Origin of the sequence: Arthrobacter sp. FX8 (assembly GCF_026723805.1) — a bacterium.
Lineage (GTDB): Bacteria > Actinomycetota > Actinomycetes > Actinomycetales > Micrococcaceae > Arthrobacter.
In genome coordinates this window covers 2,941,299-2,954,104 of the sequence record NZ_CP113505.1, presented here as the reverse complement: position 1 = coordinate 2,954,104, position 12,806 = coordinate 2,941,299, and the positions used below count along the sequence as shown (strand labels likewise).

The 12,806-nt window shown below is 67.1% G+C and carries 7 protein-coding genes and 4 pseudogenes; 5 read left to right on the top strand and 6 right to left on the bottom strand.

The features are described from left to right. Position 1: 1 nt before the first annotated feature. The gene (locus OUO20_RS13810) at positions 2–925 is read right to left on the bottom strand and encodes a carbohydrate ABC transporter permease (RefSeq protein ID WP_018768971.1); all 924 of its coding nucleotides are present in this window, start codon (positions 923–925) and stop codon (positions 2–4) included. Between the two features lie 10 nt (positions 926–935). Then, complete coding sequence (locus OUO20_RS13805) at positions 936–1,868, bottom strand: carbohydrate ABC transporter permease (protein ID WP_018768970.1); 933 nt, start codon at positions 1,866–1,868, stop codon at positions 936–938. A gap of 181 nt (positions 1,869–2,049) precedes the next feature. Between OUO20_RS13805 and OUO20_RS13800 the strand changes: the two are divergent. Beyond that, positions 2,050–3,254, top strand: a pseudogene (locus tag OUO20_RS13800) (Gfo/Idh/MocA family protein). 10 nt (positions 3,255–3,264) lie between these two features. Further along, positions 3,265–4,286 (top strand): annotated as a pseudogene (locus OUO20_RS13795) (LacI family DNA-binding transcriptional regulator). Here the strand turns inward: OUO20_RS13795 and OUO20_RS13790 are convergent. Continuing rightward, positions 4,283–5,080: a DeoR/GlpR family DNA-binding transcription regulator gene (locus tag OUO20_RS13790; protein ID WP_018768967.1), complete on the bottom strand. Its 798-nt coding sequence runs from the start codon at positions 5,078–5,080 to the stop codon at positions 4,283–4,285. The pseudogene OUO20_RS13795 and the gene OUO20_RS13790 overlap by 4 nt on opposite strands. A gap of 90 nt (positions 5,081–5,170) precedes the next feature. Continuing rightward, a complete protein-coding gene (gene acs, locus OUO20_RS13785; RefSeq protein ID WP_268003439.1) occupies positions 5,171–7,192 on the bottom strand; it encodes an acetate--CoA ligase in 2,022 nt (673 codons plus the stop codon). Between the two features lie 410 nt (positions 7,193–7,602). Here acs and OUO20_RS13780 point away from each other — a divergent pair, with 410 nt between their 5' ends. The 3 genes and pseudogenes from OUO20_RS13780 (at position 7,603) to OUO20_RS13770 (ending at position 10,535) form a co-directional block, all read left to right on the top strand. Further along, positions 7,603–9,024 (top strand): hypothetical protein, encoded by a 1,422-nt coding sequence (locus OUO20_RS13780; protein ID WP_268001967.1) that lies wholly within the window; start codon positions 7,603–7,605, stop codon positions 9,022–9,024. 43 nt (positions 9,025–9,067) lie between these two features. Then, the gene (gene nth, locus OUO20_RS13775; RefSeq protein WP_018768965.1) at positions 9,068–9,862 is read left to right on the top strand and encodes an endonuclease III; all 795 of its coding nucleotides are present in this window, start codon (positions 9,068–9,070) and stop codon (positions 9,860–9,862) included. Next, a pseudogene (locus OUO20_RS13770) lies at positions 9,859–10,535 on the top strand (NUDIX hydrolase). The gene nth and the pseudogene OUO20_RS13770 overlap by 4 nt, the downstream one beginning before the upstream one ends. Before the next feature lie 3 nt (positions 10,536–10,538). On the opposite strand, the gene OUO20_RS13765 reads toward OUO20_RS13770, so the two are convergent. Together OUO20_RS13765 and OUO20_RS13760 are read right to left on the bottom strand one after the other, a co-directional pair. After that, entirely contained in the window at positions 10,539–10,730 is a 192-nt protein-coding gene (locus tag OUO20_RS13765) for a YegP family protein (RefSeq protein ID WP_018768963.1), read from the bottom strand. Between the two features lie 165 nt (positions 10,731–10,895). Beyond that, positions 10,896–12,631, bottom strand: a pseudogene (locus OUO20_RS13760) (bifunctional 3'-5' exonuclease/DNA polymerase). Positions 12,632–12,806: the final 175 nt, after the last annotated feature.

Sequence of the window (12,806 nt, the reverse complement as noted above, 5' to 3'; positions counted from 1 at the left end):
ATTACTTGATGCCGGAGAAGCCGATGGAGTTGACGATTTTCTTGCCGAAGACGGCGAACAGGATCAGGACGGGAAGGGCGGAGACCAGCGTGGCCGCCATGAGGCCGGACCAGTCCGGCGCTCCCTGCGGCGATTGGGACTTGAACACGCCCAGGCCCACCGTGAGGACGCGGACGGACTCCTCCTGGCCCACCAGCAGCGGCCAGAAGTACTCGTTCCACTGGCCGATGAAGGTGAGCAGGGCCAGGGTGGCGATGGGGGCTGCGGCGTTTGGCAGGATGATCTGGAAGAAGATCCGAAGGTGCTTGGCGCCGTCGAGCATTGCCGCTTCCTCCACCTCGCGGGACATGTTCAGGAAGAACTGCCGGAGGAAGAAAATGGCGAACGGGGTCATGAAGATGTAGGGGAGTACCAGCCCCGCCATGGTGTTGAGCAGGCCCAGGTTCTTGATCAGGAGGAAGTTGGGCAGCGCGGTGAAGATCGGCGGCACCATCATGGTGGCCAGGAACAGGCTGAAGACCAGGTTCCGTCCCCGCCACCGCAGCCGGGCGAAGGCGTAGGCGGCCATGGCGCTGAAGAACACTGCGCCGGTGGTGGTGATGGAGGCAAAGAGCACGGAGTTGCGCAGGTAGATCCAGAAGTCGATTTGCGCGCCGGATCCGCCCTGGGCCACTGCCTCTTCGGGGGACTGCAGGCCGAAGACGCGCTGGAATGCGCCCAGGCTGAATTCTGCGGGCAGCAGGTTGGTGGCGTTGCCGGCCAGGGCCCCGTTGGTGGACAGTGCCGTCCGGAGGATCCAGTAGAAGGGGAGGACCGAGACAGCCACGGCGATGGCCACAAGGAACCAGGCGGCGGTGCGGCGCCAGTTGAACGGACGACGCCGGGTGGCGGGCCGGGCGGGTGCGGAGACTTTTGCGGTGGTCATGGAAGTGTCCTTAATCCAGGTCTGATTCGTTGCCCTTGAGGAACTTCATCTGGATGAAGGCCACCAGGGCGAGGATGACGAAGAGGATGACCGCCAGGGCGGAGCCGTAGCCGAAGTCCGATTCCGTGAAGGCCTTTTGGTAGATGTAGAACTGCAGCACCCGGCTGGCATTGACGGGTCCGCCCAGGGTGGTGACGGCAACGGTGTCGAACACCTGGAAGGAACCGATGACGGTGACGATCAGGACCAGCGCGAGCACCGGGCGCAGCAGCGGCATGGTGATCTTGCGGAATGTTTGCCAGGGTGAGGCGCCGTCCAGGTTGGCCACTTCGTAGACGTGGCTGGGAATGGCCTGCAGGCCGGCGAACAGCAGCAGGGCGGTGTAGCCCATGTGCCGCCAGGTGTTGATGAGGGCCTGGGTGGGGATGGCCCATTCCTCGCTGCCGAAGAATGCCACCTTGGGCAGGCCGATGGCGTCGATGAAGTAGTTGACGATGCCGATCTGGTAGTCCAGGAGCCAGAACCAGAGGAGGGCGGCGATCACGTTCGCCATCAGGTACGGCAGCAGAAGCGCGCCGCGGATCACGGTTGATTTGGCTACCCGGTGCATCAGCAGGGCAAGCCCCAGCGCGAGCGTGGTCTGGAGGAGGATGTTGATCAGGACGTACTGCCCGGTGACAGCCAGCGCATTCCAGAACAGGGGGTCCTTGGCGATGGCCTCATAGTTGGCGGCACCGATCCACGTCGGGTCGCCGAGGATGCTGTATTCGGTGAAGCTGAGGTAGATGCCCCGCAGGGTGGGCACCAGGTAGAAAACGATAAATCCGATCATCGCCGGGGCTATGAAGAACAATGCGATCTTCAGGTCGCTCTGTCCCCGGCGCTTCAGCGGCCGGTGCGCTGCGTGCACTGCCGGGCTGGCGTTCCTGGTAAGGGTGGTCATCGTCGACCCTTTCCTGAGTGTGATGGAAGTAACAGGCTGGAAAGAAATCTACACGAGTAGATATTCGACGGCAAGGGCTTATTTCAATGTTTCAAAACCAGGGCAATTACGCCAGTGACTGGATATTGACTCGAGTAGATGCGGATGAAACACTCGGATAAACTTCAATCGGAAGGCAACAATGACGTTCTCCATCGGCATCGTGGGCGCGGGCCAGTTCGGCAGCCAGTTCGCACACCTGTTCAACCTGCATCCCGGCGTCAGTGCGGTCTATGTTGTGGACGAGCTGCCGGAGCGGGCTGAATCCGTGGTCCGAAGGCTGGATCTTGCCGGCGTCGTGCCCGACTTTGACGCCCTTCTGGCCTCCGACGTCGACGCCGTGGCGGTCTTCACCCAGCGCTGGACGCACGGACCCCTGGTGGAGCGTGCTCTCCGCGCCGGCAAGCACGTCTACTCAGCCGTGCCCATGGCGGTTGCCGAAGAGGAGATCGCCCGCATCATCCAGGCCGTCCGGGACACCGGCAAGGTGTACATGATGGGTGAGACCAGCTACTACAACCCCGCCACCGTGTATGCCCGCGAACAGCAGGCGGCCGGCAGGTTTGGCCGGGTCTTCTACTCCGAAGGCGACTACGTCCACGACATGGACCTCGGCTTTTATGACGCCTACCAGTACAGCGGGGGCGAGCGGTGGAAGGAGACGGCAAGCTACCCGCCAATGCTCTACCCCACCCATGCGATCGGCGGGGTGCTGGGGGCCATCCCGGCGCACGCCGTCAGCGTCAGCTGCGTGGGCGTCAAGGACCAGCGGGATGACGGGGTATTCGACAAGGACGTCAGCATGTTCGGCAATGACTTCTCCAACGCCACGGCGCTCTTTGAACTGAACGACGGCGGCGTGATGCGCACCAACGAGATGCGCCGCGTGGGCTATCCGTCCCACATCCGCGAATCGCGCTTCCGGTTTTTGGCACGGAGGCAAGCTTTGAACAGCTCGCCAGGGTCACCGTCTGGCAGGACAAACAGAATGTCCACGACATCTCCGAGCAGATGGAAACCCGGCCCAGCATGTCCCTGGACGATCCCTCACTGGCCAACGTGGCCCCGGAACTCCGGGACGCATTCGTGTCGGGACTCGCTCCCGTCCACGACGCCGGACGGTTGCCTGAGGAGTTCCGCGGCGCACCGAACGGGCACGAGGGAAGCCACCATTTCCTGGTGGACGACTTCGTCACGGCGGTCAATGACGGCACACTGCCGCCCGTGAATGCGTGGGTGGCCGCCCGCTTCACCCTCCCGGGCATCGTGGCCCACCAGTCCGCCCTGCAAAACGGCGTACGGCTTCCCATCCGTGACTTTGGGGATGCGCCGGGTATGAGTGGTTAGCATGGACAGCATGACTTCCCCGGCCGCGCAGGCCTCCCGCGGCGGCCCGGTGACCCGCAAGGATGTGGCGCGCTATGCCGGCGTCAGCACCGCCGTCGTCAGTTACGTGGTCAATGGCGGACCCAAGAAAGTGGCGCCGGCAACCGAAGCCAAGGTCCAGGACGCCATCCGCGTCCTGGGCTACCGGCCCAACGCCGCCGCGCGGGCGCTGAAGCTCGGCTCAAGCGAGACCCTGGGGCTTATCGTCCCGGACATCTCGAACCCGTTCTTCTCACTGTTTTCGCACGCCGTGGAGGATGCCGCCGCAGACCTGGGGTACGCGCTGGTGTTGAGCAACTCGGACGGAAACCTGGCCAAGGAACGCCGCAACATCCGGAACCTCGCCGCCCGGCAGGTGGACGGCGTCCTGCTGGCCAGCGTCCTTTTCGAACCCGATCTCGAGGCGCTGGAAACGGCGGACATCCCGTCCGTGCTGCTCAACCAGGAACGTGACGCCCCGGGCTTCAACAGCATCGGTGTGGACCTGGCGGCCGGAGCCAGGATCGCGGTGGAACACCTGATCAGCCATGGCCACACCAACATCGGCCTGGCCATGGGAACCAACGTCTCCGGGGAGACCGACGGCCGTGAAGTAGGTTGGCGGCAAGCGCTCCAGGAAGCTGGTCTGCCCGAGGGGCCCATTGCCTACAGTGCCTTCACCCGGCCCGGAGGGTACGTGGCCGGGCAACGCCTCCTGGCGTCAGTGAACCGGCCAACGGCCGTCTTCGCCACGTCCGATATGCAGGGGATTGGACTGCTGCGGGCCATCCATGAAGCGGGACTGTCTGTTCCGGGCGACATTGCCGTGGCGTCTTTTGACGGCTCGGCCGACTCTGAATACTCCTGGCCGCCGCTGACCACCGTTGAGCAGCCGGTGGCGGCCATGGCGGAGGCTGCCGTGGCGGCACTCGTTGGAGCCAGCCGGGGGAGGACCCGCGGCACCGGATCTTTCCCACCAAACTGCACGTACGCCAATCCTGCGGCTGCCCCTAGCCGGCCGACTGCATGGCGGGCAGGCGCAGCCTGGTCCGCTCCTGCAGGACCCGCCGGGCCTCCGGGCCAAGTCCGGAATCGCTGATGACCTCATCCACGTCATCCAGGGCGGCGATGGAACTGATGCCCAGCATTCCCCATTTGGTGTGGTCGGCCAGCACCACTGTCTTGCGCGCTGCTGCCATGAAGGCCCGGTCGGTTTCGGCTTCGAGCAGGTTGGGTGTGGTGAAGCCCGCCTCGGCATCCATCCCGTGGACGCCCAGGAACAGCACGTCCAGGTGCAGTTGCTTGAGGGCGCCCGTTGCGATGGGCCCCACCAGGGCGTCTGAGGGCGTGCGCTCGCCGCCCACCAGGATCACGGTGGAGGAGTAACGGGCCGAGCCGGACGAGGCAGCGTGGTGGAAGAGGTCCGCGATCCTGACAGAGTTGGTGACCACCGTGATCCGCGGCCCTCCAACCAGTTCCTTGGCCAATGCCCACGTGGTGGTGCCGGCACCCAGGCCGACCGCCATGCCCTCGTGGACCAGGGCGGCCGCCTCCACGGCGATGGCGCGCTTCTCCGCGGTCAACTGCGTGGACTTCAGCTCGAAACCGGGCTCATGCGTGCTTGCATCCCCCGGCAGCTTGGCGCCGCCGTGGATTCGTTCCAGCTTGCCGCCCTCCTCGAGCAGCTCGATGTCCCGCCTCACCGTCATCAACGAGACGCCAAGCTGGGTGGCGAGGTCCGAGACCCGGACCACCCGCTCCCGCTGGACGGCATCCAGGATTGCTTGGTGTCGGGCGGCAGGCAGCATGGAGGCGGATCCTTCAACGCGGGTGGCAAGGGTGCTCCCAGCATACGGCGACGGCGCCTCCCCGGCTGGGGAAGCGCCGTCGCCGTATTGCTACTTCCGGAGGCTGGCCGCGATCTGCTGCATGATCGTGGGGTCGGACAGCGTGGTGGCGTCGCCCGGGTCGCGGCCTTCCGCCACGTCCTTGAGGAGCCGGCGCATGATCTTGCCGGACCGGGTCTTGGGCAGTTCGGGCACCACCAGGATGTTCTTGGGCTTGGCAATGGGCCCGATTTCCTTGCCCACGTGGTTGCGCAGCTCCTGTACGGTGGCGTCGCCGTTGTTCACGGCATCGCCGCGGAGGATCACGAACGCAACCACGGCCTGGCCGGTGGTTTCGTCCGTGGCGCCCACGACGGCGGCCTCCGCCACGGCGGGGTGGCTCACCAGGGCGGATTCGATTTCTGTGGTGGAGAGCCGGTGCCCGGAGACGTTCATGACGTCGTCCACGCGGCCCAGCAGCCAGATGTCCCCGTCTTCGTCCTTCTTGGCGCCGTCCCCGGCGAAGTAGATGTTTTCGAAGCGGGACCAGTAGGTGTCCTTGAACCGCTGCGGGTCGCCCCAGATGCCGCGCAGCATGGCCGGCCAGGGTTCGCGGATCACCAGGAAACCGCCGTGGCCGTTGGGGACGGACTCGCCCATTTCATCCACCACATCCACGGCGATACCGGGCAGCGGCACCTGGGCGGAGCCGGGCTTGGTGGCGGTGACCCCGGGAAGCGGGGCGATCATCTGTGCGCCGGTTTCGGTCTGCCACCAGGTGTCCACGATGGGCGCCTTGTCGCCGCCGATTACCTTGCGGTACCACATCCAGGCCTCGGGGTTGATGGGCTCGCCCACCGAACCCAGCACCCGCAGGGAGGAAAGATCGTACTTCGCCGGGATCTCCGCGCCCCACTTCATGAAGGTGCGGATGGCGGTGGGAGCGGTGTACAGGATGGAGACCTTGTACTTTTCCACGATCTCCCACCAGCGGCCCTGGTGCGGGGAGTCCGGCGTGCCCTCGTACATGACCTGCGTGGCGCCGTTGATGAGCGGGGCGTAGGCGACGTAGGAGTGGCCCGTGACCCAGCCGACGTCGGCCGTGCACCAGTACACGTCCGTTTCCGGATGCAGGTCAAAGACCGCCCTGTGGGTGTAGGCGGTCTGGGTGAGGTAGCCGCCGGTGGTGTGCAGGATGCCCTTGGGCTTCCCGGTGGTACCGGACGTGTAGAGGATGTACAGCGGGTGCTCCGAATCGTGGCCCCCTGCGGTGTGCTCTGCGCTGGCCGTCCCCACCGTGTCCGCCCACCAGTGGTCCCGGCCCTCGTGCCAGTCCACGTCCTGGCCGTTGCGCTTGACCACCACCACGTTCTGCACCGTGTGGCCATCGTGGGCCAGGGCATCATCGACGGCCGGCTTCAGGGGGCTCGGCTTGCCGCGGCGGTAGGTGCCGTCGGCGGTCACCACCAGCTTGGCTTCGGCGTCGTCGATCCGGGACCGGAGGGCCTCCGCGGAGAATCCACCGAACACCACCGAGTGGACCGCGCCGATGCGTGCGCAGGCCAGCAGCGTGATCACGGCCTCCGGGATCATCGGCAGGTACACCGCAACCCGGTCACCCTTGGCCACGCCCAATGACTCGAAAGCGTTGGCCGCCTTCTTCACTTCCTCGGTCAGCTGGGCGTAGGTATAGGTGCGGGTGTCGCCGGGCTCGCCCTCGAAGTAGATGGCCACGCGGTCGCCGTTGCCGGCCTCCACATGCCGGTCCAGCGCGTTGTACGCCGCGTTGATTTCGCCGCCAACGAACCACTTGGCGAACGGCGGATCAGACCAGTCCAGCGCCTGTGTGAAGTCCTTGGACCACGTCAGCAGCTCCCGGGCCTTCTTCGCCCAAAACGCGGGCCGGTCGGCGTTCGCCTCCCCGTACTCGGCGGCGGTGACAACGGCGTCGGCCGCGAATTCCGGGGAGGGTGGAAAGGCCCGCGTCTCATGCAGCAGGTTCGCGAAGGCGTCGCCCTGGTGGCCTTGCTGTCCTGCCGGCTGGGCGGAAGCGGACGGAACGGTAGCCGTGGAGCTGGGGGTGTCCTGGGACATGTGAACCTCATCATTCATCGATCTTTGCCGCGCGGGACGCCGCCACCGCATTGGCCCGCCGATCGCACGGCATTGGGCTCCAGCCGGGGGCGGGCATACCGCAAAGAGCTGTTCCGCAACCAAGCCTAATGCTTACGGTGCATCCGCTGTGTGCCCCGTCACATACGCGGCCATGAGCGGCATTTTTTATGCGGTGAATGGTCTCTTCATGACTCGCCAGGCACCGCCGGAGGCCTGCCCCAGCTAGTGATCGGCCGGGCCGTTGACTAGGCTGAGATGGAATTGTGACTTCACTTCGGACCTCTCCGGCCGGGCGCAAACAGCGCCTTGCCGGGCCCGGACCGCATGTCAAGACGGCACAGTTTTCGGGTCCGGACCGGGCCCGGTGCCGCCACGCTAAGGAGAGCAGAATGAACCAGCAGAGTTACGGCCAGCGAACGGGTCCGGACACCAAGGCAGGGCCAGGAGCCTCCGGGCCTGCCGTGGGAGGATCCGCGCACGCGACACCGGCCGGCAACGCCGCCAAGGGGCAGGCTGCAGGGCAGAAGGCCGGCTCCGGGAAGATCGACCCGAACGCCAACCAGGCGGTCCTCGGTCCGTTCACCGTGCGCGACCTGGCCGTCTTCGCAGGCACCCTGATCCTCTTTGTCGCGTCCCTGCTTCCCCTCTTCGGCGCCCGGTACAACCTGTGGAACCTCAACAACCTGTTCTTCCTGGGACTGGGCATCGTCCTGCCGCTGATCGCCAGCGCATTGTTCGCGGCGCGCCGCCTGGCACCCGCCACAAGGATCCGCGTGGGGTCGCTCTCGATCGACCAGTTCGCCTCCGTTGTGGCCTCCTTCGCCCTGGCCTTCTTCTTCCTGTCCGTTGCAGGCGGCTACGTCACCAGCCTGCTGGTGGGCCTGATCGGCTCGCTCGTCCTCTTCGCCGCCACCGTGCTGGGCCGGTTCCTGCCGTACCTTTCCGGTGACTTCAAGGACCGGCCAGAGACGCCGGCGCACATTGTGGCCCGCGAGGCCGCGGTCCCGCTGCGGAAGCCGCGCACCCCCAAAGCCCCCAAGCCGGAGTCTGGCTCCAACCAGTCAAAGGGCGGCTTCAAAGGTGCCACCCTGTTCGGTGGGGCCGGTGCAGGTTCCTCCGCCGTCGAGCCGGGATCTTCCAGCCCCAACCCTGCGCCGCCGCGTTCCACCCACACGCCCGCCACTGCCGCCGTCCCCGTGGCCAATGCCGGGGCTGCCGTTGCAGGGACCGGTGCTGCAGCTGCCGGCGCTCCAGCTGCGGGCACCGTCGCGGGTCCGGCTGCCTCGACCCCCGCGGCGCCAACCACCCCTGTATCAACCAGCCCTGTATCGTCCACCCCTGTATCAACCGCCCCCGAAGCCGCTGACCGGGAAGCCGGCACGCCGCATGTGGACGCCGGCCCGCCCACCCAGGCGGCCGACGTCGTCCGTCCTGACTCAACCCCGGCCCCGGCAGCCGAGGAGACCCAGCACGGTGCCGTCCCCGCCGCGGGCGCTCCGCAGGCAGCGTGGGAGCCGCCGGCCGCCACCGCTGTCCACCAGCAGGTCCGTTCCGAGCAGCCCATCGGCGCGACGGTGGACCCGTCCACCCGCCATGACGAGACCGACGGGCAGCCCATCCATGAGGCATTCTGGTTCGCCGTCGCCCAGCACCGCACCGCCTACGACCCCCGCACCGGTGCGCCTGCCTTCGTGATCGAGCCCGGCGGCTGGGTACTGGCGCTTGAGGACCGGGGCCACGAATTCCTGGTCCAGCACACGGACGGACGGCTGGGCGTCCTGCGCGACCTCAGCAACATCGAGCGCGGCTGACGCCGTGGCCGGGCCACGCAGCAAGAACGGGCAGGCCGCGGGGATGCCCGTGGTCTCGTCCGAATCCGTCCTGGCGCTGAAACGGCGGGCACGGCGCATCCACCGGGCCCTGGCCGAAAAATATCCCTACGCCCACGCGGAACTGGACTTCCGCAACCCCTTCGAACTGCTGGTGGCCACCGTGCTGTCCGCCCAGACCACCGACGTCACGGTCAACCAGGTCACCAAAGTGCTGTTCGCACGCTGGCCCAATGCCCGGTCCCTGGCCGAGGCGGACCCCACGGAGCTTGAAACCATCCTCAAGCCCACGGGGTTCTTCCGCGCCAAAGCGAGGAACGTCCTGGCGCTGTGCACCCGCCTGGTGGATGACTTTGACGGCGAGGTCCCGGGGCGGATGGAAGACCTGGTCACCTTGCCCGGGGTGGGCCGCAAAACCGCCAACGTGGTGCTGGCCAACGCCTTCGGCATCCCAGGCATCTCCGTCGATACCCATTTCGCCCGGCTGGCCAAGCGGTTTGGGTGGACCCAGTCCGAGGACCCTGTGCAGATCGAACAGGACGTGGCGGAGTTGTTTGACCGCAGGGACTGGACCATGCTGTCCCACCGTGTGATCTTCCACGGCCGCCGCGTCTGCCACGCCCGGAAGCCCGCCTGTGGTGCCTGTCCCGTGGCTAATTGGTGCCCGAGCTATGGCCTGGGGGAGACCGACCCCGTCAAAGCAGCCAAGCTCCTCAAGTATGAACTTGCGCCCGGCAGCGAGGCGTTGCTGGAGCAGTACCTGTCTGAACAGCAGCGGGCTGCGGAGATCCGGATGGCCTCCCAGGCGAGGGCCACGTGAGCGCAAGGGAAGACCTGGCCGCGCTGGTCCAGCGGGCGGAAGCCGGGACGGCCGGGCCCCTGATCCACGCTGGGCTGCACTGACAGTAGATGCCTCCCGCGCCCGCAGGGCCGCGGTCCTGATGCTTTTCGGGGTGCTCGACGACGTCCCGGCCGCGTCCGGCAAGCCACTGGCGCCGGCGGATCTGGACGTCCTGCTCCTGGAGCGCGCCCACACCCTGGGTTCGCATCCAGGGCAGGTGGCGTTTCCCGGCGGCAGCATCGACCGGGGCGAAACGCCGGTGGCGGCTGCGCTTAGGGAAGCCGAGGAGGAAACCGGACTGGACACCGGCGGGGTGGAAGTCCTCGGCACGCTCCAGGAACTGGGCCTGGCGCACAGCAACTTCCTGGTGACGCCGGTGCTCGGATGGTGGCACTCGCCGTCGCCGGTACGGGTGGTGGACTACGCCGAATCCGCCCAGGTATTCCGCGTCCCGGTCAGGGACCTCCTGGACCCGGACAACAGGGTGATGGCCACGGTGCACCGCGCAGGCCGCACGTTTGACAGCCCTGCCTTCACTGTCAACGGCGTGGTGGTGTGGGGCTTCACCGGCATTGTGCTGAGCGGCCTCTTCGACCAGCTCGGCTGGTCCGTTCCATGGGACCGTACCAGACTGCACCCGATCGGGGTCTAGTTTTCAGGCCTGCTGGTGGCGCAAATCCACCACGATTCCGGTGGCGGCATTCTCGCGCATGGCGTTGATCCCGTCGCGGAGCAGGCTGAGGGACCTGAAGGTTGGTGACACCGCAACGATATTGCCTTCGGCGTCGGTCAGCCGCAGCCGGTACGACTCATCGCCTGCACGGTGAATTTCAAATCTTCCCGCCATGGACGGGGACCTCCCTGGTATGCGTCGTTGCATCAGCGTGTGGACCGGTCTGCATCAGCCCCGCTTCGACTGTAACGTCCGTCACCGGGCGCGCATAGCTACCGCCGGGTAGATTACTTATCGTCTCGACGACAGTAAAAGAGGCAGCACGGGATGCCCTCCGCCCTATTTGGCGAGGTCGTAGGAGTCCACCACGGCCATGCTGACGGGGAACTCCACGGGGATGGGACCGAACAGCAATTCCTTGGCGGCCTTGGCCGATTCCTCGATTGCCGCGATGCAGGCATCGACGCGGTCCGAGGGCGCGTGCACCATGACTTCGTCATGCAGGAAGAAGGCGAGTTGGGCCCCCACAGGTCCGCCGCTGCCGCCGGTTCCTGCCGGCCGCAAGGCGCGCAGCCGCCGTCGCAATTCTGCCAGCCAGCAGGCCGCCCAGTCCGCTGCCGAGCCCTGGACCACGAAGTTCCGGGTAAACCGCCCGCGGGACCGCGCGATCGACTCTGCCCTCCGCTGCTCCTCCGCCGTGGCCGAGCGCTGGCTGAGGAACCACTGCCCGGACGGCGGAGGGCTGCTGCGGCCCAGCCTGGTGGTGACCGTCCCGCCCGCTTCGCCCGCCCGTGCCGCCCGCTCCACAAAGTCCACGGCACGCGGGTAGATGCGGGCCAATTGCGGCATGAGGCGGCCGGCCTCGCCGGAGGTGGCGCCGTACATGGCGCCCAGCAGGGCCATCTTCGCCTTGGCCCGGTCGCCGCCAAATCCCTTGGCGGCGATCCCGGCGTACAGGTCCTGGTCCCGCGCCGCCTCAGCCATGGCCGAGTCCTGCGCCAGGGCCGCCAGGACGCGCGGCTCCAGCTGCGAGGCGTCCGCAACGATGAGCTTGTGGCCAGGGTCGGCGTGCACCGCGCCGCGGACCTGGCGCGGAATCTGCAGCGCCCCGCCGCCGCGGGATGCCCAGCGGCCCGACACCACGCCTCCCACCACGTATTCCGGGCGGAACCGGCCGCCGTCCACCCACGCGTCCAGCCAGGACCAGCCGTTGGCGGTGTGAAGGCGGGAAAGCCTCTTGTACTCCAGCAACGGCTCGATGGCGGGGTGGCTGGACTCCCTCAGCTCCCACTTGCGGGTGCTTTTGACCTCGATCCCGTTGCGGTGCAGGGCGCGCATCAGGTCCTGCGGGGAGTCCGGGTTGAGCCCGGGTGAGTTGAGCATGACGCGCAGCTCCGCCGCCAGCGCCTCCAGTTTCACGGGACGCTGCCCGGCGGGCGGGCGGGGTCCCAGATGGCCGGCCAGGATCTGTTCGTGCAGGTCTTCCCGCCAGGGGACCCCGGCGTGCTGCATCTCGGCGGCCACAATAGCTGCCGCCGACTCCGCCGCGAGCAGCAGCTGGAGGCGGTTCCGGCGGTTTTCCTCCGTGCCCACGCCTGCCAGCGCACTCTGTTGGGCTGCGTATTCGGAACGGAGTTCCTCGAGCGGCGCCCCCGGCGGCGGCCCGGTTGCGGGATCATCGAACAGCGCGCCCTGGTCTGCAGGGGGACGCGGCGGCTGCAGCGACTTAGGCGGAAGAGCGGGATCCTCCACCGGTACCCTGTCCGTGTTCCGGGCGTAGTCGGTGTGCGCGCTGAACTGCGAGAAGGCCAGGATGTTGCCGCACAGGGTGAGGTCGTAGCAGCGCTCCACCTCCACCCCGGATGCGAGCAGCGCCGGGTACCAGTCCTGGGTCCGGTGCCATATCCAGCGGGGCGGTTGGCCACCGGGGCGCCGTGCCTCCAGTTCGCGGACGACGGCGGCAAGGTCGGTGAGTGCCACAACGCGGGGTTCGGGATTGGCCGGCTGGGCGAGGCCCGCCAGCGTCAGTTCCTGGAGCGCCGCGCCGCGGGGTGGGCGGCGAGCAGCAGGTACATGTTCCCATTGTGCCTTGTTGGAGGCTGTGCCTCGTTGGAGGGTTGGGCCTTGTTGAGGTGTCCGCGCTGCAGGTTGTCCACATACGGGACTTGCTCCCTTAACCAGGCCGCACCGCCGCGGCAGAGTGGCTCCATGAGCAGGCACCAGCTGAACGCATCCACATCCGGTCCGGGA